Below are 22,067 nucleotides of genomic sequence, written 5' to 3' on the forward strand. Positions count from 1 at the left end.
TTCATATGATTAATTAACATCTGGCTTTTGCTATTTTTACTGCATCTAAATACACCATGTTAAAACTTATTTACAACACCTATAAAACATCATTCAGCGGATTAAGCAGAGAAACCTGGCTTTTAAGCATTGTAATGATGTTTAACAGATGTGGGAGCATGGCTGTTCCATTTATGGGCTTATACGTTACCCAAAGTTTACACCGCTCGGAAATGGACGCAGGTTTAATTATCACCTTATTTGGCGTAGGTTCAATTCTGGGTTCGGCAACAGGAGGAAAATTGACCGATATGATTGGTTTCCGTCCGGTACAGATCCTTTCGTCGATTGTAGGTGGTTTACTTTTCATCCTCTTTTCTACCATTACTCACTTTTATAGTCTATGCATTTTAACTGTTGTCATCAGTTTTTTTTCTGAGGCATTCCGCCCTGCAAATTTCACGGCTGTTGCACACTACGCTGCAGAAGGCACGATAACAAGATCGTACTCTTTAAACAGGCTTGCAGTAAACATCGGCTGGTCAGTAGGCATTAGCTTGGCAGGAATTATTGCTTCAATTAATTATAAGCTTTTATTTATTGTTGAAGGTGGGGTAAGCATTATTGTTGGTTTATTAATCCTGTCGTTTTTACCACAAGTGAAAGATTTTATTAAAAATGCCAAAGAAAATGCCAGCAACATGGTCATTATGAAACCGTGGGAAGATATTTTCTATGTAAAGTTCATTCTGCTTACTACTGTTTTTATTACCTGTGCTTTTCTAATGTTTAGGGTTGTTCCGGTATTTTTTAAGGAACAATGGCATATTGATGAGTTTCAAATTGGAATTATTATAGGCCTTAATGGGGCTGTAATCGCTTTGTTTGAAATGATTATGATCAACAAAATTGAAGCAAAAAGATCACCCATGTTTTTTATTATTGTTGGTGCGGTTCTATTTTCAATTTCGTATATCATACTAAGTGCCCCGGTTAGTTTCCATATTGTTGCAGCAGTACTTACCATTGTCGTTTTTACCTGCGGAGAGATGCTCACCTTACCTTTTATAAACACCATCGTAATTAGCAGAAGTAACGAACATAACAGAGGCTTATATGCAGCAGGTTATACCTTGAGCTGGTCTTGCGCGCAGGTTGTTGGCCCATTGTTTGGCTTCTTTATTGCTAAAAACTTAGGCTACAACTGGCTTTGGATGGGCCTTGCCGCAATGCTTTTATTATGTACCTGGGGGTTTAACACACTTAATAAAAAGCAGGCAAAAACTGTTTTACAAAAGAGTGAAGTTCAGCTGGAAATTGAATAAAACCTCCAACCGAACAGCAATTATTTTACTTTCTGGGCTTTTACACCCTCATTTGTAATTTTTACAGGAAGAATGTTACCATCTGCATCAAACTTCATTTCATCAATACAGGTAACTCGATGATTGCCATCAGTTTCGCTCAAGGGGCGACGGTGGTAAACAATGTAATATTGTCCTTTTTTCTCGTTGATAATTACAGAGTGATGGCCTGCACCGGTAGCAATAGCCGCATCTTGCTTCAATATTTTACCAATCCGCTTAAACGGACCGAATGGCGAATCGCCAACAGCATAAGCTACTGAGTAATCGGGACCAGTCCAGCCGCCTTCGCTCCACATGAAATAATATTTACCATTTCTGATGAACATATATGGGCCTTCTACATAATTATCAGGCGTAATTTCTTTAAAAGTAGTACCATCTTCAAAAGGTAAAAAACCGGTAAAATCTTTATTTAACTTTGCAATATTACAGTGTTTCCAGCCACCATAAATTAAATAATACTGACCATCTTTATCTTTAAATACAAACTGATCAATAGGTTGGGCTCCATTATGGAATTTATCAACCAAAGGTTTCCCTAAATGGTCTTTATAAGGTCCTTCCGGTTTATCGGCAACGGCTACGCCAATTCCACCAATTTCTTTATCACTCTGAATATCGTTAGCACCAAAAAACAGGTAATATTTTTTATCTTTTTGAACAATTGCAGGGGCCCACATGGCTTTGTTGGCCCATTTTACAGCAGCAGTATCTAAAATATGCGGATGTTTTTTCCATTTCACCAAGTCGTCTGATGAAAAGGCATCTAAAAAGACCTGTTCTTTATACCTGGCCGAATAAGTGGGATAAACCCAATACTTATTGTTAAAAATAGCAGCATCGGGATCTGCATACCAACCTTGAAAAATTGGATTCCCGGATTGGTTAATCGTTTTAGTATCCTGAGCCAAAGAAGCGAGTCCGGATAAAAGTAAAAGAGATGAGAATAGGTATTTCATGGCAGCAATTTAGAAAAAAAACCGTGGTAAAAAAATTAGTCCATTATTTTAAACGCAATTACAGAAAGTAAAAGCGCGAGGCTGTTTAAAGATGGGTACGGTCTTCGACAGGCTCAGACTGACAATGCCTATGCTTAACTTAATGACATTGGAACTGGCCTAAGTTAATAAACCCAACTAAGCTAAATAGCCCGAAATGAAGACTATAAGCGATGGCGGGACTACAGCACCTATGAAAAACCAACCGTTCATTTTCAAAAAACCTGTCTAATAAAATTAAACAGGAATGGTCTTCGACTCCGCTCAGACTGAAAATGGAGGTTAACCTTATTTAGTTGCTTTGAAAAGCAAAACCTGTAGCAGTTGGGGTAAAGCAGCCCTGCCCTCCGTTTCAAATCCTCGCCCTCATGCTTCGGCTTGCGGGTTTTACACTGCGGTCAGGTTTAGGTTGCAGGGGCTGTGAGACTATTTAAAGTTTTTATAGCGAATGCAGGAACAGCCTTCGCTTCGAAGAACGAGCCGCTGTTAAATAAACCCGACAGTAGCAGGCATCCCGATTTTTTCATCGGGATAAAGCGAATGGCGGGACTGCAGCGCCTATGAAATACAGAACGCTCATTTTCAAAAAAATCGTCACCTCGACTGAAGTTTGGCGAAATGGAGAGATCTGCTGAAAATAGATTTCTCGACTGCGTTGCACTCCGCTCGAAATGACGATCTGTTGGGTCAGAACGGATAAATTAAATCAAGCTTATTTACTCAATTCTGCGAAATATTTATGGAATAAAGGCAAAGTCTCTATTCCTTTATAATAATTGTAAATGTCGTACTTCTCATTTGGAGAATGCAAGGCATCGCTATCTAAACCGAAGCCAAAAAGTACCGATTTAATACCCAGTACATCTTCAAACAAAGCTACGATAGGAATACTACCACCGCCACGTGTTGGAATAGCCTTTTTACCAAAACTATCTTCAATTGCTTTTTCGGCTGCCTGGTAAGCAATACTATCAGTTGGGGTTACCACTGGCTCACCACCATGGTGTGGCGTAACTTTTACTTTTACATTTTTAGGGGCAATGCTTTCGAAATGTTTGGTAAAAATCTCGGCAATTTCTTCTGAGCTTTGGTGTGGAACCAAGCGCATAGAAATTTTTGCATTGGCTTTACTTGGCAATACGGTTTTTGCACCTTCGCCAATGTAACCGCTCCAAATTCCGTTTACTTCTAAAGTTGGACGGGTACCTGTACGCTCTAAGGTTGAATAACCTTTCTCGCCCCAAACTTCTTCAATATCTAAATCCTTTTTGTATTCTGCTTCGTCGTAAGGTGCAGAATTTAATGCTTTTTTCTCCTCATCTGTTAACTCAAGCACTTTATCATAAAAGGCAGGGATAGTGATGTGGTTATTTTCATCGTGTAATGAAGCGATCATTTTGCAAAGGATAGTTGCTGGATTCGCCACAGCACCACCGTAAACTCCAGAGTGCAAATCGCGGTTCGGACCAACTACTTCAACTTCCATATAAGCTAAACCACGCAAACCGGTTTCGATTGACGGATGTTCCATGCTGATCATCGAAGTATCAGAAATTAAAACTACATCGGCCTTTAAACGCTCGGTATTCGCATTTACAAAAATACCCAGATTTGCAGAACCTACCTCCTCTTCACCTTCAATCATAAATTTAACGTTGCAGGCCAAAGTATTGGTTTGCATCATCAGTTCGAATGCTTTTACGTGCATATAAAACTGTCCTTTATCATCACAAGCACCGCGGGCATAAATTTTACCATCGCGTACTGTTGGCTCAAAAGGTGGCGTATGCCAAAGTTCTAGTGGATCTGCCGGTTGAACATCGTAATGACCATATATTAAAACAGTAGGTAAAGAAGCATCTATAATTTTTTCGCCATAAACAATAGGATATCCTGCGGTTGGGCAAATTTCTACCTGATCTGCACCTGCATCTTTTAATTTCTGCGCAACATAATCAGCTGTTTTTAAAACATCGCCTTTGTATTTCGGATCAGCACTTACCGATGGAAAACGCAATAACTCAAACAACTCATCTAAAAAACGTTGTTTGTGCGTTTCTACATAATTTTTAATCTCTTGCATAACAAAATGAATTTGGACAAATATAGGCTTTACCAAATAAAAAGGCACTTAAGCGGTTAAGAAATTATCCCCATACCAGAGTAAAAATTTTGCTTATAGCCAGACGGTTGATGGCGTTAATTATTCTTTTTAAAGCTCAAAATCACGGTGTTACCTTTCAAACTTAAAACCCGTCTTTTAACAGATACAAAAAAATGATTTAATGTTTGTAAAAAAAAATAACACAACATTATTTATATTTACTTTTTTGTAAATTGCGCCAATAACAGATATCCTTAAATCCTGTACGAAAGAATTTTAACAATGAAGTTTAGCGCAAAAGTATTTTTATCTCTGCTGCTGCTTCTTGTTGTCCGCATTTCTTCCTTAGCTCAGGGGCCGCCCCCTACCCGCGTAAGTTGCCCGGAAGCAGCCCAGTATTATTCGAAAGACAGTATAAATATTGTAACCTTTGGAGCCAGCACGGTAGAAGGTGTTAATGGTGTTGGTTTTCAAACCATGCTTCAGAACAATTTTATAAATTGTTATACGAACAAAATCGTGGATATTACCAATCATGGTATTGGTGGCCAGACTACTTTTCAGGGATTACTCAGAATTGATAATGCAATAGCCGATAGAACCGGCTTCATTGTAATTGATATGGGCATTAATGATGCCGTTGCGATGACTACTGGCAAAGGAAGCATTGCCGAAACCGTTGCCAATATGCGGGTATTGATTACGGCAAGTCTTAAACAGAAATTAGTCCCAATTTTATGTACACTCCAGTTTGTTGATGATAGGACCATTAAAAGTTATGTGGCTGTAAATACCAATATCAGAAATCTTAATACAGCCTACAGAAAATTGGCTGCAGAATATAAAATATATTTAGCTGATATAAATGCGGCTATGAGACGTGATTTTTCGCTTTATCAGGATCCTTTTCACCCAAATGCACGTGGTTACAGGTTGGTGAGCTATGTAATTTTCGACGCCATTAATAAAGCAATTTTTGATAAATTCCTAAAATTCACCGTTTCTCAGAATTACCCTAACCCTGCAGCCATGCAAACATTTATTGATGTTGTTTTGCCTGAAACGGACAAAATTAACATCCAGATTTATGATTTAATGGGTCGATTGGTAAAAACAGTAGTAAACGAATACCTTAATACGGGAAAACACACCTTAGAAATTAATACCTCTACTTTTGTTCCCGGCATTTATTTCTTCAAAATCTCTTCCGATTCCGGTCAATACAATTCTGCCAAAAAGTTTATTGTAGCGAGGTAACAAAAGATTTAAACATTAGTCTATTTATAGATTAATATGTTTTATACCTTTAAACCATGACTCCTGAGACATTTTTCACCAATGAAGTTATTGATCTCGATCTTCTTCCAAAATATGAAGACATTCAGTTAAGCCGGCCACATCCCGATTATTGGAAAATCATCTGTATTAATCTATTGATCTTTTTTGGCTTACTGGGAATCGCTATTGGGATACTCCTATTCTTTGTTGATGAAGTAAGACCAAACGCAAAATGGATTATCCCGCTTTATCTGGCTTTATTAGCTATCTTCTTTTTACTCTTTCGTGCCAGTTTTAAGAAACGCGGTTATGCCATCCGAATACATGATGTAATTTATAAAAGTGGGATTATTGCTGAATCGACAACAATCGTACCTTTAAACAGGATTCAACATATCGAATTAAATGAAGGAATTTTTTCCAGAATATATAAACTGGGATCATTACAGTTATTTACCGCAGGTGGCCAAACAGGGCATATCCATATTTCGGGGATTGCAATTGATGATGCCAAGCGTATTAGGGATCTGCTTTTGAAAAAACTAGACCTACTTGAAAATCCAACAACAGAATTGAATGCCAGTGAATAACGATTTTAGTAAACCGCAACGGGAATCGGCCTTTGGTATCATTGTAATGGGTGCTCATACCATGCTAAAAATTGGTAAGGCGAGTTTTTTCTTATTCATTATTGCCTTTGTAAAGATGTCGAGCACTTCTTTCACCTACCTGATATTGAGCATTTCTGCGATAATCGTATTCAGTTTCATATTTGCTTATTTATGGTATTTAAAATTTACCTTCTTTTTAGATAAAGAAAAGCAGGAATTTGTCGTTAATAAGGGAATATTCAATCGCGATCAGGTCATTATTCAGCTCGATAAAATACAGCAGGTTAACATTAACCAGAATATTCTGCAGAAAATTATCGGCGTTTATGGGTTAAAAATCGATACTGCCGGTGCTCATGGAGAAGAGGTAAGCATAAAAGCAATTGACGAAACTTCGGCCTATAACCTTAAAGAACATTTATTAAATAGCAGAACTGCAACTGAAGTACAATCGGAAATTGAACAAGAAAACGACGGGACAGCAGAAACACCATTTTTAAGAATAAGCGCCTGGACTTTGTTCAAAGTAGGACTTACCTCTAATTATGGACAAAGTTTAGCTTTACTTGCCGCTTTTTTTTACACCGTTATTTATGAAGGCAGGCAGTTACTTGATGCCTTTAAAATTAATAAAGATGAAATTCAGAGTACGGTAACGGGTATGTTAACCATTGTTACCGTTTTTATTTTAATTGCATGCCTTTTAATTGTATTGTTAATTATTAACCTGGTTAGAACCTTTTACAAGTATTTCGAGCTCGAAATTAGTGAGCATAAAAACACACTTTTACTCTCTTCAGGGCTGATTGCAAAAAAAAACACCTTAATAAGTCCGAATAAAGTCCAGATTACCAAATACAGCCAGAATTACTTTCAGAAAAAGATGAATATGCTGAATATGAGTTTAAAACAGGCTCATTTTGGTCAAAGTAAAAAAGGGCATGAAATACAAGGAAACACTTTGGAAATTCCAGGATGTAATCCAACTGAGCGTGATGAACTGCTAAAAATGATACTGGGTGAAGCACCATTAAAAGGAAAAACCTTTATCCCCGATTGGCGTTTTTTGAATTTACCCATTTTCTTTAAACTGATTTTGCCTGTGGCGACATTTTTAATTATTGCGTTTAACGTTCCTGAAGTAAAACCCTATATCGGTGTATCAATTGCTTATTTAATAATTGGAATTTTGATGATTTACATCAGTTATCGCCGACATCAGATTTCAGTAAGTCAAGATTTCATCATCAAAACCAGCGGGATTTGGGATATTTCGAATGAAATTGTAAAGCCAAATAAAATTCAGGCCATTACCACTTTTCAATATCCATGGCATAAAGGGGTCGACGTTGGTCATCTCACTTTACATACAGCCGCAGGTCAGATTCATTTTAAATATGGCAATTATACCGAAATTAAACAGCTGGTAAATTACTGGTTGTATCAGGTAGAGCGTAAAAATGAGAATTGGATGTAATTTTTTAAAGAAAAAACAATTAATATGAATACCAGGGAACAGATTGTTTTAAATGAAGATAGGTTATTAACAGCCATAAAACATGGTGATATTGAGGAGCTGGATCTGCTCTTGCATGAAGATTTACTTTTTAACCTGCCCAATGGAGTAACTATAACAAAGGCGATGGATTTGGAAACTTACACATCCGGAAATTTGGTTGTAAATTCTATTCTACCGGCTGAACAGCAAATTAATCTGATTAACGATATTGCAGTTGTTAGTGTGAAAATTGAGCTAAAGGCAGTATATAATTCGCAATCTATCGAAGGTATTTTCAGATATTTAAGAGTTTGGAAGGTGTTTGATCAGGAATGGAAAGTAATAGCCGGAAGTTGTGTGGCCATATAAAAAATAGCAGCTGCCAGGTTTAAACCCAGGCAGCTGCAATAATTCAATTAATTCTGGTATGCCGCAGCAAACTCAACAGCAAAATCTTTGAGTTTAATGCTACCTAAAACAGGTCTGTTTTTGTAATAATCTACAAAAAGTTTATTGCTCCTGATTGCATCGCCCATTTCTACATAGTTTTTGGCTATTTCTTCAGGTAAACCCGCTCCTACCATTCCGTTAAATGCATCTTCATCGCTAAATTCTATCCATGGCAATGCTGGTTTATCGACTGCAGTGCCTAGTACTTTTGCAACATCGGCCGGCGTACTTTCATCATCACTGGCTACATACTGTATGGTTTTACCTGTAAAATTGCTCTCCAATACTTCAGCGGCTACTTCTGCAATGTTACGGGGATGCACCAAAACAAGTTTTGAATCGGCGCCAAAATTAGACCCTAATATATTTGCATGTTTAACCATATCGATGTTGGCTAAAAAGTTAATATAGAAATAACCAGCACGTAAATGTTTTACGTCTACCCCATTTAATGCGGCAAAAATATTTTCTACATCATGTAATCCTGCAATTGGACCAGTTCCATCCGGCAGATCTGCACCTACGCTACTTAAATTCACTACTTTTTTAACTCCCGCCTCTTTTATGGCAGCTGCATAATTTTCGCCGATACCTTTAATATATGCCCTAAATTTTGGTGCTGCAAAATTTGGCGGAACCATGGTGTAAATGGCATCAGCCCCTGTAAAAGCATCCTTTAAAAATCCGGTATCGCTTACACTACCAATTAAAGGTATTGCACCCAGCGATTTAATTTCTTCGGCTCTATCAGCGTTACTGCTAATAATTTTTACTTCGTGACCTTTGGCTACCAATATTTCGGCAAGAGGTTTGGTAATATTACCAATTGATCCTGTTAATGTTATTTTCATGATTTTTTGTTTTTAAATATTGAATACAAAGCTATATTTGTACTTACTTTTATACAAGTACTTACCCCAAAGTATGTAACCATGACAGCTGTTAAAGAAAGTTCGACCCGTAATTTTAATAAAGGCATAGCACTAACCAGTTGCCCGGTTACCTTTGTAATGGAAAAAATTGGTGGTTATTGGAAACCCATTATTATTTTTCATTTAATGAGCGGACCAAAGCGCTACAGCGAGTTAAAACGTGCGATACCACAGATAACTGAAAAAATGCTTATACAACATTTAAAGCAATTGCAAAATGATGACCTTGTTCATAGAGATGCACAAGCTATTGTTCCGCCGGTAGTTACCTATAGCCTCACAAAATCGGGGGAGGATCTTTTTCAGGTATTAGATTCAATGGTAGATTGGGCCATTAAAAATGGTTCTGTTTAATCTGAAATGTACTCATCTGGGCAATCAGAATGACGAACGAATATATAGATAGATTTTAAACCTTCAATAGTAGCACAAACTAAATGATATAAATCTTGGCGAAGCGGATACCCTAATATCATTAAGTTAAAGGATAAATCGCAAAAAGATGTCAGTCTGCCCAAAGGAGTCCTTTGGACAGACTGACAACCGCGGTGTTTAACTTAATGACATTGAGCATTACGCTGCACCAAGGAGGCACGACGAATCAAATTGTAAAGCGAAACTGGAACCAATTTGATTACGCTCCGAAAAAGAAAATTAGGCGATATATATTTTTTATTGATCGGAAATGAAAGCGTGGTTTTTCATTGGGGATTGCAGTCCTGCTGTTCGCTGTAGCCCTCATACTTCGGGGCTGCCGCTGCCATCAGGTTTACGAACAGCGTAGGTGTACACTACGGCCTCAAAAATGAAATACGGATCTGGCTTTTCTAAAAACCAGAAGAAAATCATTTTGATATGTGGGAGAGCCTACAGTACCATAATCCCCTTGATATTTCCGGTTTGCTTATAAATAGCAATCACCTCATCAGCATTTTGCATTTTCTTTTTTACGGTAATCGAAACATATTTCCCGGTTTTTGAAGCTTGCTCAATAAACTCATCATCAGGTAAAATGGCACGTAAATCTTGTATTTTATCTAGCCCGCCAGTGATAATGAATTTAAAATTATAAATACCTGGAAACTGCTCAACACTTTCCAGTTTCTCTTTTAAATTAGCATAAATATCTCCACTAGTACCATCTGGGATATCAGTAAACTCAATATCTTTATTATTTTTATTCTCATCCATAGCGAAAGCATATCAAATTCTATACCCAAATAAATAGGGTGCAATTCTGACAGCATAAACGTTTTTTTTAAGTAAAATACCCCCATTTCGGGCGATTAGAAGGAAAACATTATTAAATGATATACAAGTTTAATTTTAACTTTGGGCTTTAATCCCTCAATAGTAGCACAAGCTAAATTTATATAAACCTTGGCGAAGCGGATACCGGCCTAGCGGGTAATGCCTGCAGGTGTATGAGCAAAGCAAAGGGCTACTGAATCCGATGAAATACAGCTGTTGCTTTACCCCTAAATCCCCTAAGGGGACTTCATACCCAAATTTAATGGCATGATGGATTCTGAAACAAGTTCAGAATGACGAGCCATTACAACGACCGATCAGGTTTTAAACTAATTACTAACAACTTTGGCAAAAAACGATAGGAATTGTTATTTTTGAGCCTCAAAAAAACAGGAGCCGATTTGGATTATTTAGCAGGATTAAACCCACAACAAAGAGCAGCAGTAGAGAACACAAAAGGACCCGTAATGATTGTTGCAGGTGCAGGTTCGGGCAAAACCAGGGTAATTACATTTCGTGTAGCCCACCTTATTCAAACCGGTACTGACCCCTTTAACATTCTGGTTTTAACCTTTACCAACAAGGCGAGTAAGGATATGCGCGAGCGTATCAGTAAAGTGGTTGGTGCAGAGGCAAAAAACATTTGGATGGGTACTTTTCACTCTGTTTTTGCCAAAATTTTAAGGGTAGAGGCCGAGAAAATCGGTTATCCGAGCAATTTTACCATTTACGATACCGATGACAGTAAAAGTGTAATCCGTGCTATTTTGAAAGAGATGCAGCTGGATGATAAATTATATGCAGCGAACTTTGTTTTCAATAGAATTTCATCAGCCAAAAATAATTTAATTTCCTGGGGTGAATATCAAGCTAACGACCAGATACAGGCCGAAGATATTCAGAATAAACGCCCATTAATCGGTCAGATTTACGAAACCTATGCCAAGCGCTGTTTTAGAGCAGGTGCAATGGATTTCGACGATTTGTTGTTCAAAACCAATATTTTATTGAAAGAACATCCTGATGTTTTAAACAAATACCAACAGAAATTCAGGTACCTGATGGTGGATGAGTATCAGGATACCAACTTTTCGCAGTATACCATTGTGAAAAAACTGGCAGCGGCTTATCAGAACATTTGTGTGGTAGGTGATGATGCACAGAGTATTTATGCGTTCCGTGGTGCAAACATCCAGAATATTTTAAATTTCGAACGCGATTACCCTGATTTAAAGGTTTATAAATTAGAACAGAATTACCGTTCTACCCAAAATATTGTTGATGCAGCGAGCAGTATCATTGCAAACAACAAAAATCAGCTCGAAAAAAATGTTTTCTCTGATAACGAACCTGGCGACCGCATTAAAGTTTCGCGGGCTTTTACCGATAACGAAGAGGGTAAACTGGTTGCCGAAGCCATTATTCAGGAGCGCAGTACCAAAGGCTACCAACACAACGATTTTGCCATTTTGTATCGTACCAATGCGCAAAGCAGGGCTATGGAGGAGGGTTTACGTAAGCTAAATATTCCTTACCGGATATATGGCGGTCAGTCTTTTTACCAGCGCAAGGAGATTAAAGATTTAATTGCGTATTTCCGTTTAACTTTTAATCCGAAGGATGAAGAGGCTATAAAACGTGTAATCAATTATCCTAAACGTGGTATTGGCGATACCTCTATTGACAAAATTATTGTGGCGGCAGATCAGCATGGAAAAACCATGTGGGATGTAATTTCGAATGCGCACGAATATGTAGATGGGCGTTTAGCCAATCAATTGAACGATTTTGCCATGATGGTGCAAAGCTTTCAGGCAGAGGCAAAAAAGCTCGATGCTTATGATACGGCTTTGTTTATTGCCCAACATGCAGGTATTTTAAAAGAATTATATACTGATGATAGCGTTGAAGGACGTGCACGGTATGAAAATATCCAGGAGTTATTAAACGGTATTAAGGAATTTGCAGAACGCGAGGATATTGAAGAAAAAGGTCTGGATATCTTTATGCAGGATGTTGCGCTTTTAACCAACGATGATAAGGATGGAGACAAAAATAAGGATACGGTTTCTTTAATGACGATCCACTCGGCCAAAGGTTTGGAGTTTAAAAACGTATTTATCGTAGGATTGGAAGAAAATCTGTTTCCATCGCAAATGTCGTTAACCAACCGTACTGATTTAGAGGAAGAGCGCCGTTTGTTTTATGTAGCCATTACCCGTGCCGAAGTAAAACTAACACTTACATATGCTACATCCCGCTACCGCTGGGGAACTTTAACCAACTGCGAACCAAGCCGTTTCATTAACGAAATTAGTCCGAAATTTTTAGAATTGGATGTTAAACCGGCCAAATCAACCAGTTTTGATGGCAATTTTGATGATGACCGCAAAACATGGACCTCGCAGCCGCGTGACTTTTTTAGCAAGCCAAAACCAGCGGCCGGTGCAACTACTTCTGCCCCACCTGTCCGCCCGAAAACAACATCGTTACTGGCAAAAGCACACGTACCAACACCCGGCTTTACTCCATCGCAACCTCATGAATTTCAAGGCGGTATGGAAGTTGAGCACGAAAAATTCGGTTTCGGAAAAATTATCAGCTTAGAGGGAACTTTGCCTGATGTTAAGGCTACTGTATTCTTCCAGGGCTTAGGCAATAAACAGCTACTGCTTAAGTTTGCGAAACTGATGATTGTAAAATAAACACTGATTTCCATTTAGCCACGGAAACTCAAAGGCACGGAAAAATAACGAAGATTCATCATCCTGATTCCGATTTTACATCGGGATCAGGATCCTTAATAGATAAAACAAATAGATGCTGAATCAAGTTCAGCATGACGAATGCGATGAAATTATGCCTAACCTTGTGTTTTCAACTTTTAATAAATAGATCGATCTTCTAGAAATTCTCCGATCTTGAGGGTAATTAATTGTTCACTATCCAATGATTTAGCTTGTACATGCCATTCATCTGTTAACTCAATAATTTCTACCATGCTACCAAAGGGGAAAAATTCGCCTTTATTATCAACAGTAATTTTCACCTTTTCCCCAACTTTTGGCTCTTTAAAGAATAATTGGTTTCCTACTATATTCAGCCCTTCAATTTTTTCCAAATCTGATAAAAGATATTTTCGATAAGGCGATTGCGGATTTTGTGAAACCAATACAAAAGACTGGGTCTCCATTTCATACTGAACCTGCATTTTATAGAAAAATTTACCCCTTATTTTATCTCCGAGGTAAATTTTCTCGCCTTGTGCCGTAAGGCAGCCTGTATAAAAAGATTCTATATCCATAAATTGATTGATAAGATCTGATTTCCATTTTAAACACCAAATATGGCTTAAACTTTTAGGATTCTTATTGAAAAACCACAAAATTATCCTTATTATTGAACTCGGTTCTCCCGATTACAAACCATGCAACTTACTAGGTTAGAAATTAAAGGTTTTAAGAGCTTTGGCGATAAAGTGACCATCAATTTTAATGAGGGTGTTACGGCTATTGTTGGTCCTAATGGTTGTGGAAAATCAAACGTAATCGATGCCATGCGCTGGGTTTTGGGCGAACAAAGTACCAAAGCACTTCGTTCAGAAAAGATGGAGAACATCATTTTCAATGGGACAAAAAACCGTAAACAGGCGCAGCTTGCCGAGGTTTCATTAAGCTTTGATAATACCAAGAACATCCTGCCTACCGCATATTCGCAGGTTACTGTTACACGCAAACTTTATAGAAACGGTGATAGCGAATATCGTTTAAACGATGTTCAGTGCAGGTTAAAAGACATTACCGACCTTTTTCTGGATACCGGGATCGGCTCTGATAGTTATTCGATCATTGAGCTGAAAATGGTTGATGAAATTATTACCAACAAAGAGCATAGTCGTCGTTCTTTGTTTGAAGAGGCATCAGGGATCTCGAAATACAAATTACGCAAAAAACAGACTTTCAGCAAGTTAAAAGATACAGAAGCCGATTTAGAGCGGGTTGAGGATTTACTTTTCGAGATCGAAAAAAACCTTAAAACCTTAGAAAATCAGGCACGTAAAGCTGAGCGTTATTATAAGTTAAAGGAGCAATACCGCGAACTGAGTGTTCAGTTGGCTACGCACCGTATTGCCTTCTTCCGTACCGACTTAAATGCTCTAGAAACACAGGAGCAAAATCTGCAGGTAAACCGCACAGCACTCAGCACTAAAATAGATACCGGTGAGGCTGAACTGCAAAAGCTTAAACTAGGCAGTATCAGTCAGGAAAAGAATCTTTCTGTACAACAAAAGGCCACAAACGAGTTTGTTTCCAAAATCCGCGCTTACGAAAGTGAGAAAAAAGTAAAGAACGAACAGATGCGTTTTTTACAGGAAAAAGAAACACGTTTATCTGGCGAGCTCGAAAAAGATAAAAATCAGGTTAACCACATTAAATATAATATTAAACGTTTAAATGAAGAAGTTTTAACAGAAACTGAGGTTTTTAACCGCCTTGAATCTGATTTAAAAAGCTTAAAATCTACGCTCGACACTTTACGCGAGCAACAGCAGACTGAGAAAAACAGGATTGATAACCTGATCAAATCGGTTAACGAGTTGCAAAACAATGTATACCAATCGCAAAAGGAAATTGATATCCTGAATATTCAAAAGGATGCACTGGTGCAGGAAACCAACCGGAATGTTGATGATACCGAAACCAAAACATTAGAATTAAAGGCTTTCGATCATGCTTTGGCCGAACTTGATATTCAGGTTCGGGAGAAGCAAGCCAATATTAAAAACCTAACGGAAGCTGAAGAACTTTTAAAAGAAAAACTGGCTGCTTCAGAAATCAACCTGAGTTCGAACAAGGAGAAATTGACGGCCGAAAACCGTAAAAAAGATGCCAAGCAGAACGAATATAACCTGACCAAATCGCTGGTTGATAGTTTAGAGGGCTTTCCTGAATCGATCCGTTTTTTGAAGAAAAACAACGCTTTTGCCAAAAGCGCCCTGCTCCTTTCTGATATTTTATTCTGTAATGAAGACTACCGCATAGCCATCGAGAATTACCTCGAACCGGTAATGAACCATTATGTGGTTGATCAATATGCAGATGCAGTACAGGCCATAAACCTTTTAACCGATGCCAGCCGCGGACGGGCAAACTTTTTCATTTTAGAAAATGTACCCGATAAAAACCCGGTTATTGGTACCCATGAAGGCCTGGTTTCGGCGCTATCAGTCATTGAAGTTGATAAAAAATATCAGCACCTCTGCAATCTGCTTTTACAAAATGTATACATCGCAATAGCCGAGCAAGAAACGCTTTTCAAAGCAACACCAACAGACAGTTTAACCATTTTAGCTAAAAATGGGAAATATGCCCAAACCAAATTCACTTTGGCAGGCGGTTCGGTGGGTTTATTCGAAGGAAAAAGGATTGGCCGTGCCAAGAATTTAGAAAATCTGGCAAAAGAAATCAAAGTGTCCGAATCGCTGATTAATCAGTATGATGCCGCAATTAAAGCCGAAACTGATAATATATTTAACCTGAAAGAAGCTTCAAAAATCAATCAGATCAATGCTTTGCAACAAGAAATGAACCGTTTAAACAACGAACATATTTCTGTGCAGACCCGTCGCGATCAATACCAGGAATTTATTACCACCAGCGAAAACCGCAAAACAGATATCGCCCAAAAGATAGTATCAATTGAAAAAGCCTTATCGGAAAAATTGCCGGCATTGGTTCAATTGCAAAAAGATCAGCAAGAAGCACACATAAATCTACAGGAGCAACAACTGAATTATCAGGAAATTGCCGATCAGGTAAACGAAAGTGCGGGCAAATACAACCAGGATAACATCCGTTTCCACCAACAACAAAATAAGTTATCAGGCTTAGAAAAAGATTTAGATTATCGTTTTGTACAGGAGGAAGCTTTAAATAAGCGCATTGCCCAAAACGATAAAGAATTACAGGAAGCACTGATCCAAATTACGGCAACGTTACAGCACACAGACCTGAACGACGATACGCTTTTAGAGATGTATCAACAACGTGAAGAGATGGAAAAAGGGCTTGCTGAAGCTGAACAAGCTTATTTCACAAGCAAAGGAAGCATTAACGAGGTTGAAAATGAGCTGACCAATATCCGCAAAACCCGAGAAGAAACTGACTTTTTATTAACGGAGATTAAGGATAAAAAGAACGCATTAAAAATCGATCTGAATGCCTTAAAAGAACGATTAGCTGTAGAATTCAACATTGACATAAACGATCTTTTAGAAACAGACACCGAAATTGAAGCTTTAGAAAGTGAGTTCGATCTCCGCCAAAAGGTAGAGCGAATGAAACGTCAATTGGACGAATTTGGCGCCATCAACTCCATGGCCATGGAGGCCTTTAAAGAAATGGAAGAGCGTTACACTTTTATCCAGAATCAAAAAAAGGACCTAAATGCAGCAAAAACCGATCTTTTACAAACGATTAAAGAGATAGACGATACGGCTAAAGATAAATTTATGCAGGCCTTTACTCAGGCCCGTGAACACTTTATCGTGGTTTTCCGCTCTTTATTTAACGAAGAAGATAGCTGCGACCTGATTTTATCAGATATTAATAATCCTTTAGAGGCTGATATCGATATTATTGCCCGTCCGAAAGGGAAAAGACCTTTATCCATTAATCAGTTATCCGGTGGAGAAAAAACATTGACAGCTACAGCGCTATTATTTTCGCTTTATCTGTTAAAACCTGCCCCTTTCTGTATTTTCGATGAGGTTGATGCCCCTTTGGATGATACCAACATTGATAAATTCAATAATATTATCCGTAAATTCTCTGATCAATCACAGTTTATCATTGTATCGCACAACAAACGGACCATCGCCAGCACCGATATTATTTATGGCGTAACCATGGTAGAACAAGGTGTTTCGAGGGTTGTAGCGGTCGATTTAAGGGAAGTAGCGGCTTAACTCATCTTTTTCGTCATTGCGAGGAGGTACGACGAAGCAATCTTTTATTTACATTTTTCCAATTAGAAAATGAAAGATGTGATTACTTTTTTAATTCCACTTTATTTCGATCGTCATGCTGAATTTATTTTATTAGTGTTTTTTATTGTTTTTAAAAGTCTAATAGCTACTTTGTGGTCAGTATCTTTCCTGCAATAAAGTCCCTGAAATGAATTACCTTCGGTGAGCTCGCTAAGGCTCGGTTCAGGGTGATGCCTTCTATATATCCTAATAATTAATATCTTTAGGAAAATTTAAACGACTAATCGTCCTTTCGAGCGATTGCAACGAAGCCGAGAAATCTACATCAATAGATCTCTCTCCCGACTTAACGTCGGGACTATGCTCCAGTCGAGATGACGAACCCAACTTATTAAAAAATAATCATGAAAATTCTATATATCCTCCCCTTAGCCATGATCCTAAGTTGCTGTTCATCAGTAAAAAATCAAAACAATACTGCCTCTGGCAAGTTAGATGCCCAATTATTAAAAGATGTTGAGGTATTATCGTCAGATGCTTATCAAGGTAGAAAAACCGGCACAAAAGGTGCTGAAATGGCCAGGGCGTACATTATAGAAAGATTTCAAAAATTAGGATTAAAATCTTATCCTCAACATGTAAACTATGCCCAGGAATTCACTTTTAATGGAAGAGGCAATACAAAAATAAATGGCACCAACATCATCGGCTACATTCCGGGTAAAGGAACCAATGTTATTGTGGTATCTGCCCATTACGACCATTTAGGTGTAATAAAAGACGAAGTTTTTAACGGTGCAGATGATAATGCATCGGGAACTGCAGGATTATTAAAAATTGCCGCCTATTTCGCTAAAAACAAGCCAAATAATACGATTATTTTCGCGGCTTTCGATGCGGAAGAAATGGGTTTACAAGGTGCAAAGGCATTTGTAGGCAATCCACCAGTGCCTATTAATACTATAGCCATTGATCTGAATATGGATATGATCAGCCATAGCGATAAGGGTGAGCTCTATATATGCGGAACTTTCAAATATCCTGATTTAAAGAAGTATGTAGATACGACTAAAACCAATATCAAATTACTTTTCGGCCACGACGATCCAAAACAAGGTCACGATGATTGGACAAACCAAAGCGACCAAGGCGCATTTAATGCTAAAAATATCCCGTTCTTATATTTTGGTGTAGAAGATCACAAAGATTACCACAAAGCCAGCGACGAATATTCTACCATTACCAAGCAATTTTTTAGCAATGCAGCAAGTGCTGTATTAGATGTTGTAAAGAGTATCGACAAACAAACCGGCTTACAACAGTTGTTAAAAGATAAAATGATCATGATGGACAATCCAAGAAAATCAGAAAGATTTTAACAAACTGATTGATATAAATCTGAACCTGCCCTATTTGGCAAGAAGTTACGATTACAGGCTATCCTTTTTAAAAAAAATAACTACTGCGGTACGTAAACCACATATTTGGTCTCAAAGAAATCTTCCTCAAAATAAGCTGAAAGCGGATATAACTCTGCTTTCAGTTTTGATTCTTTGATCTCTTCTGCCAAATCACCTCCTTTTAAATACAAAATCCCGTTCGGAATGGCATTTAACGAGTCTTTTTTAAATTTGCCCTGTATCCATGGATAGAACTCGCCCAAACGCGTAACTGCTCTCGATACCACAAAGTTAAATTTCTCTTTAATCTGCTCTGCCCGTAGATGATCGGCCCTTAAATTCTCCAAACCTAATGCCGAAGCCACTTCTTTGACCACTTTAATCTTTTTTCCGATAGAATCGACCAGATAAAACTGCGTTTCTGGAAACAAGATTGCCAATGGGATGCCCGGAAAACCACCACCTGTACCTACATCTAAAACTGATTCGCCAGCTTTAAAAGTACACACTTTAGCTATCCCCAACGAGTGCAATACATGGCGCTCATATAACTCTTCGATATCCTTTCTCGAAATTACATTAATCTGTGCATTCCAAAAGCTATATAAATCAAACAATTGCGAAAATTGAGCAATCTGTTTTTCACTTAGGTTAGGAAAATATTTTAAAACGATATCAGGCTTTACATCAAGCATATTGTAATTGCTAAAGGATTATTGAATTATTTCCAGTTTACTTTTTTCTTGCCAAACAAGGCTAAAAATCCGTTCAGGGTCAAAAACAGAAACAAAAGTATGTCTAAAATCGGGAACCACCAACGCAAATCGCTATAGTTTAAGCGTTTCAGCAATTTTGGATAGATAAAACACCTGATGATGATGCTTAATCCGAGGATTCCTAAAGCTATATATTGCGTCTCACGGCTAAAAAACATACATGCGACAAAGAACGCATAAAACAAAAACTGAAAAACAATCTGAAGACTTAAAATAAACTTATGCTTCGATTTATAGAACTTTCCAGCTCCAAAATGACGCTTTTTCTGCCTCAGGTAACCTCCCCAGGTATTATTAGGTTCACTCCAAACATGGCTATCGCGATGTAAACGGATCTCTGTATTGTATTTATTGGCGTGTGCGTTTACAAATAAATCATCATCTCCTGATGGGATATGCATGTGCGCTGCAAAGCCTTTATTTTTGAAAAAAAGCGATTTTTTATAAGCCATATTACGTCCAACGCCCATATACGGCATGCCTTTTAAGGCGAAAGCCAGGTAATTTACAGCTGTAAAAAAAGTTTCGAAGCGGATTAAAGCATTTAGCAGACTTCTTTTCTTCATATAGGGCGAGTAGCCCAAAACAATTTCAGTATTTTCATCCACAGGCTGCTGCATATCCATTAACCAATGCTCAGAAGCTGGCGTACAATCTGCATCAGTAAAAACCAACCAATCGTATTTGGCGGCCTTTATGCCCATGGTTACCGCGAATTTCTTACCTGCTATAAATTTATCGTTATCTAAAATCTTAACTACTTTCAGGTTACGGTGTTTCTTCTCTAATTGTTCTAAAAACTCTTCTGTACCGTCCCAAGAGCGATCATTAACCACCACAACTTCGAACTCCGGATAATCCTGGCTTAATAATGCAGGCAGATACTGCTCTAAATTGACAATTTCGTTTCGGGCACAAACAATTACACTTACTGGTTTTTGGGCCGATAACGGGATCTCTTCTATGCTTACATTGGCCAATTTCAAATGAACAAAAAGTACATAGTAAAGCTGAACCAAAAGGCAAAAAGCCAATATCGAGAGCAGAATAATTTCAAGCAGGGTTAATATCACGATGGTAAAATAAATAGGCGCAAATTTCTCATTTTTAATCTGTAAATCACTTTTATGTGGATAAAAAATTAAACAAAAATATGCCCTCAATTTTTGCTATTTTTGGCAGATTTTCGACGAGAAAAAACACGTATAAACCGCCAACCATCAAAATAACAATTAGTTTTAATAAAACTTAATTTGATGGTGGTAAGCTCCACCTAACAATTGGAGAAAAATAAATAGAAACAGATGAAATTTAGTTTACAGGCTAACGATCCACTATCTAAAGCCAGAGCCGGAACGGTAACAACTGCTCATGGCGAAATACAAACCCCTATTTTTATGCCTGTGGGCACTGCAGGAACGGTAAAAGCCGTACATCAGCGCGAACTGAAAGATGATATTGATGCAAAAATCATTTTAGGCAATACTTACCATTTATATTTACGACCAGGGCTAGATATCCTCGAAAAAGCTGGTGGATTACACAAATTTATTGGCTGGGACCGCCCGATTTTAACAGATAGTGGCGGCTACCAGGTGTATTCTTTAAGTAAAGTTCGTAAAATTAAAGAAGAAGGCGTTACTTTCCACTCCCATATTGATGGATCGAAACATCTTTTCACGCCAGAATATGCAATGGATATTCAGCGTACCATAGGTGCCGATATTATTATGGCCTTCGATGAGTGCACGCCATACCCGTGCGACTATACTTATGCAGCGCAATCCATTAAAATGACGCACCGTTGGTTAAAACGCTGTTGTGCCCGTTTTGATAGCACCGAACCTAAATACGGTTTCGATCAAACCCTTTTCCCTATTGTTCAGGGTTCGGTGTATAAAGATTTGCGTATAAAATCGGCAGAATTTATTGCCAGCATGAACCGCGAGGGCAATGCAATTGGCGGTTTATCTGTTGGTGAGCCAGCTGAAGAGATGTATGCCATGACAGAAGTGGTGTGTAATATATTACCAGAAGAAAAACCACGTTATTTAATGGGCGTGGGTACGCCGATCAATATTTTGGAGAATATTGCACTGGGTATCGACATGTTCGACTGTGTAATGCCAACCAGAAATGCCAGAAATGGCATGCTTTTTACCAGAAATGGAATTATAAACATCAGGAACAAAAAATGGGAGAACGATTTTTCTCCATTGGATGCGGAGAGCGATCTTCATGTGGATTTAGTAACCAGTAAAGCATATTTAAGACATTTAGTGCATAGTAAGGAGATGCTTGGCGCTCAAATTGCTACCTTGCATAATCTACATTTCTATCTTTGGCTGGTAAAACAGGCCAGGGAAAAGATCATTGCTGGTGAATTTTACGAGTGGAAAAACAAAATGGTTAAAGTGTTAGGCAATAAGCTATAA

The 22,067-nt window shown here is 38.1% G+C and carries 17 protein-coding genes; 10 read left to right on the forward strand and 7 right to left on the reverse strand.

What is annotated here, in order from left to right:
* Positions 1–56: 56 nt before the first annotated feature.
* Positions 57–1,304, forward strand: a complete 1,248-nt coding sequence (locus ASU31_RS16720; RefSeq protein ID WP_057933420.1) for an MFS transporter — start codon at positions 57–59, stop codon at positions 1,302–1,304.
* Between the two features lie 20 nt (positions 1,305–1,324).
* Here the strand turns inward: ASU31_RS16720 and ASU31_RS16725 are convergent, their stop codons facing one another.
* Together ASU31_RS16725 and ASU31_RS16730 are read right to left on the reverse strand one after the other, a co-directional pair.
* Positions 1,325–2,305 carry a glycoside hydrolase family 43 protein gene (locus ASU31_RS16725; RefSeq protein WP_057933421.1) on the reverse strand — a complete coding sequence of 327 codons (981 nt, stop codon included), beginning with the start codon at positions 2,303–2,305 and terminating at the stop codon, positions 1,325–1,327.
* Between the two features lie 751 nt (positions 2,306–3,056).
* Entirely contained in the window at positions 3,057–4,427 is a 1,371-nt protein-coding gene (locus tag ASU31_RS16730; RefSeq protein ID WP_057933422.1) for a dipeptidase, read from the reverse strand.
* A gap of 303 nt (positions 4,428–4,730) precedes the next feature.
* On the opposite strand from ASU31_RS16730, the gene ASU31_RS16735 reads away from it, so the two are divergent.
* The 4 genes from ASU31_RS16735 to ASU31_RS16750 are packed head-to-tail and all read left to right on the forward strand — an operon-like array spanning position 4,731 to position 8,204.
* Complete coding sequence (locus ASU31_RS16735; RefSeq protein WP_057933423.1) at positions 4,731–5,705, forward strand: SGNH/GDSL hydrolase family protein; 975 nt, start codon at positions 4,731–4,733, stop codon at positions 5,703–5,705.
* A gap of 56 nt (positions 5,706–5,761) precedes the next feature.
* Positions 5,762–6,316, forward strand: a complete 555-nt coding sequence (locus tag ASU31_RS16740; protein ID WP_057933424.1) for a PH domain-containing protein — start codon at positions 5,762–5,764, stop codon at positions 6,314–6,316.
* Positions 6,303–7,814: a PH domain-containing protein gene (locus ASU31_RS16745; RefSeq protein ID WP_057933425.1), complete on the forward strand. Its 1,512-nt coding sequence runs from the start codon at positions 6,303–6,305 to the stop codon at positions 7,812–7,814. The genes ASU31_RS16740 and ASU31_RS16745 overlap by 14 nt, the downstream gene beginning before the upstream one ends.
* A gap of 24 nt (positions 7,815–7,838) precedes the next feature.
* The gene (locus ASU31_RS16750; protein WP_057933426.1) at positions 7,839–8,204 is read left to right on the forward strand and encodes a nuclear transport factor 2 family protein; all 366 of its coding nucleotides are present in this window, start codon (positions 7,839–7,841) and stop codon (positions 8,202–8,204) included.
* Between the two features lie 47 nt (positions 8,205–8,251).
* Here the strand turns inward: ASU31_RS16750 and ASU31_RS16755 are convergent, their stop codons facing one another.
* Positions 8,252–9,136, reverse strand: coding sequence for an NmrA family NAD(P)-binding protein (locus tag ASU31_RS16755; RefSeq protein WP_057933427.1), 885 nt, complete (start codon positions 9,134–9,136; stop codon positions 8,252–8,254).
* Between the two features lie 81 nt (positions 9,137–9,217).
* On the opposite strand from ASU31_RS16755, the gene ASU31_RS16760 reads away from it, so the two are divergent.
* A complete protein-coding gene (locus ASU31_RS16760; protein WP_057933428.1) occupies positions 9,218–9,571 on the forward strand; it encodes a winged helix-turn-helix transcriptional regulator in 354 nt (117 codons plus the stop codon).
* A gap of 513 nt (positions 9,572–10,084) precedes the next feature.
* Here ASU31_RS16760 and ASU31_RS16765 read toward each other — a convergent pair.
* Complete coding sequence (locus ASU31_RS16765) at positions 10,085–10,408, reverse strand: DUF493 family protein (RefSeq protein WP_057933429.1); 324 nt, start codon at positions 10,406–10,408, stop codon at positions 10,085–10,087.
* A 461-nt stretch (positions 10,409–10,869) separates the two neighbouring features.
* On the opposite strand from ASU31_RS16765, the gene ASU31_RS16770 reads away from it, so the two are divergent.
* Positions 10,870–13,173 carry an ATP-dependent helicase gene (locus ASU31_RS16770; protein WP_057933526.1) on the forward strand — a complete coding sequence of 768 codons (2,304 nt, stop codon included), beginning with the start codon at positions 10,870–10,872 and terminating at the stop codon, positions 13,171–13,173.
* 179 nt (positions 13,174–13,352) lie between these two features.
* Here the strand turns inward: ASU31_RS16770 and ASU31_RS16775 are convergent, their stop codons facing one another.
* Complete coding sequence (locus ASU31_RS16775) at positions 13,353–13,772, reverse strand: hypothetical protein (RefSeq protein WP_157258069.1); 420 nt, start codon at positions 13,770–13,772, stop codon at positions 13,353–13,355.
* A 123-nt stretch (positions 13,773–13,895) separates the two neighbouring features.
* Between ASU31_RS16775 and smc the strand changes: the two genes are divergently transcribed.
* A complete protein-coding gene (smc, locus tag ASU31_RS16780; RefSeq protein ID WP_057933431.1) occupies positions 13,896–17,435 on the forward strand; it encodes a chromosome segregation protein SMC in 3,540 nt (1,179 codons plus the stop codon).
* Positions 17,436–17,860: 425 nt separating this feature from the next.
* Complete coding sequence (locus tag ASU31_RS16785) at positions 17,861–18,835, forward strand: M28 family peptidase (RefSeq protein WP_057933432.1); 975 nt, start codon at positions 17,861–17,863, stop codon at positions 18,833–18,835.
* Positions 18,836–18,915: 80 nt separating this feature from the next.
* Here the strand turns inward: ASU31_RS16785 and rsmG are convergent, their stop codons facing one another.
* Both rsmG and ASU31_RS16795 read right to left on the reverse strand, forming a co-directional pair.
* Positions 18,916–19,551 (reverse strand): 16S rRNA (guanine(527)-N(7))-methyltransferase RsmG, encoded by a 636-nt coding sequence (gene rsmG / locus ASU31_RS16790; protein ID WP_057933433.1) that lies wholly within the window; start codon positions 19,549–19,551, stop codon positions 18,916–18,918.
* 26 nt (positions 19,552–19,577) lie between these two features.
* Entirely contained in the window at positions 19,578–20,795 is a 1,218-nt protein-coding gene (locus tag ASU31_RS16795; protein ID WP_342438296.1) for a glycosyltransferase, read from the reverse strand.
* Between the two features lie 141 nt (positions 20,796–20,936).
* Here ASU31_RS16795 and tgt point away from each other — a divergent pair, with 141 nt between their 5' ends.
* Positions 20,937–22,067 (forward strand): tRNA guanosine(34) transglycosylase Tgt, encoded by a 1,131-nt coding sequence (gene tgt / locus ASU31_RS16800; RefSeq protein ID WP_057933434.1) that lies wholly within the window; start codon positions 20,937–20,939, stop codon positions 22,065–22,067.

Origin of the sequence: Pedobacter ginsenosidimutans (genome assembly GCF_001442625.1) — a bacterium.
Taxonomy (GTDB): Bacteria; Bacteroidota; Bacteroidia; order Sphingobacteriales; family Sphingobacteriaceae; genus Pedobacter; species Pedobacter ginsenosidimutans.

Coding starts and splice junctions, on each gene's coding strand:
- rsmG (WP_057933433.1), bottom strand. CDS start 19,551: ATGCTTGATGTAAAGCCTGATATCGTTTTAAAATATTTTCCTAACCTA.
- ASU31_RS16755 (WP_057933427.1), bottom strand. CDS start 9,136: ATGAAAATAACATTAACAGGATCAATTGGTAATATTACCAAACCTCTT.
- ASU31_RS16735 (WP_057933423.1), top strand. CDS start 4,731: ATGAAGTTTAGCGCAAAAGTATTTTTATCTCTGCTGCTGCTTCTTGTT.
- ASU31_RS16775 (WP_157258069.1), bottom strand. CDS start 13,772: ATGGATATAGAATCTTTTTATACAGGCTGCCTTACGGCACAAGGCGAG.
- ASU31_RS16725 (WP_057933421.1), bottom strand. CDS start 2,305: ATGAAATACCTATTCTCATCTCTTTTACTTTTATCCGGACTCGCTTCT.
- ASU31_RS16760 (WP_057933428.1), top strand. CDS start 9,218: ATGACAGCTGTTAAAGAAAGTTCGACCCGTAATTTTAATAAAGGCATA.
- ASU31_RS16730 (WP_057933422.1), bottom strand. CDS start 4,427: ATGCAAGAGATTAAAAATTATGTAGAAACGCACAAACAACGTTTTTTA.
- ASU31_RS16720 (WP_057933420.1), top strand. CDS start 57: ATGTTAAAACTTATTTACAACACCTATAAAACATCATTCAGCGGATTA.
- smc (WP_057933431.1), top strand. CDS start 13,896: ATGCAACTTACTAGGTTAGAAATTAAAGGTTTTAAGAGCTTTGGCGAT.
- ASU31_RS16785 (WP_057933432.1), top strand. CDS start 17,861: ATGAAAATTCTATATATCCTCCCCTTAGCCATGATCCTAAGTTGCTGT.
- ASU31_RS16745 (WP_057933425.1), top strand. CDS start 6,303: ATGCCAGTGAATAACGATTTTAGTAAACCGCAACGGGAATCGGCCTTT.
- ASU31_RS16765 (WP_057933429.1), bottom strand. CDS start 10,408: ATGGATGAGAATAAAAATAATAAAGATATTGAGTTTACTGATATCCCA.
- ASU31_RS16740 (WP_057933424.1), top strand. CDS start 5,762: ATGACTCCTGAGACATTTTTCACCAATGAAGTTATTGATCTCGATCTT.
- ASU31_RS16750 (WP_057933426.1), top strand. CDS start 7,839: ATGAATACCAGGGAACAGATTGTTTTAAATGAAGATAGGTTATTAACA.
- tgt (WP_057933434.1), top strand. CDS start 20,937: ATGAAATTTAGTTTACAGGCTAACGATCCACTATCTAAAGCCAGAGCC.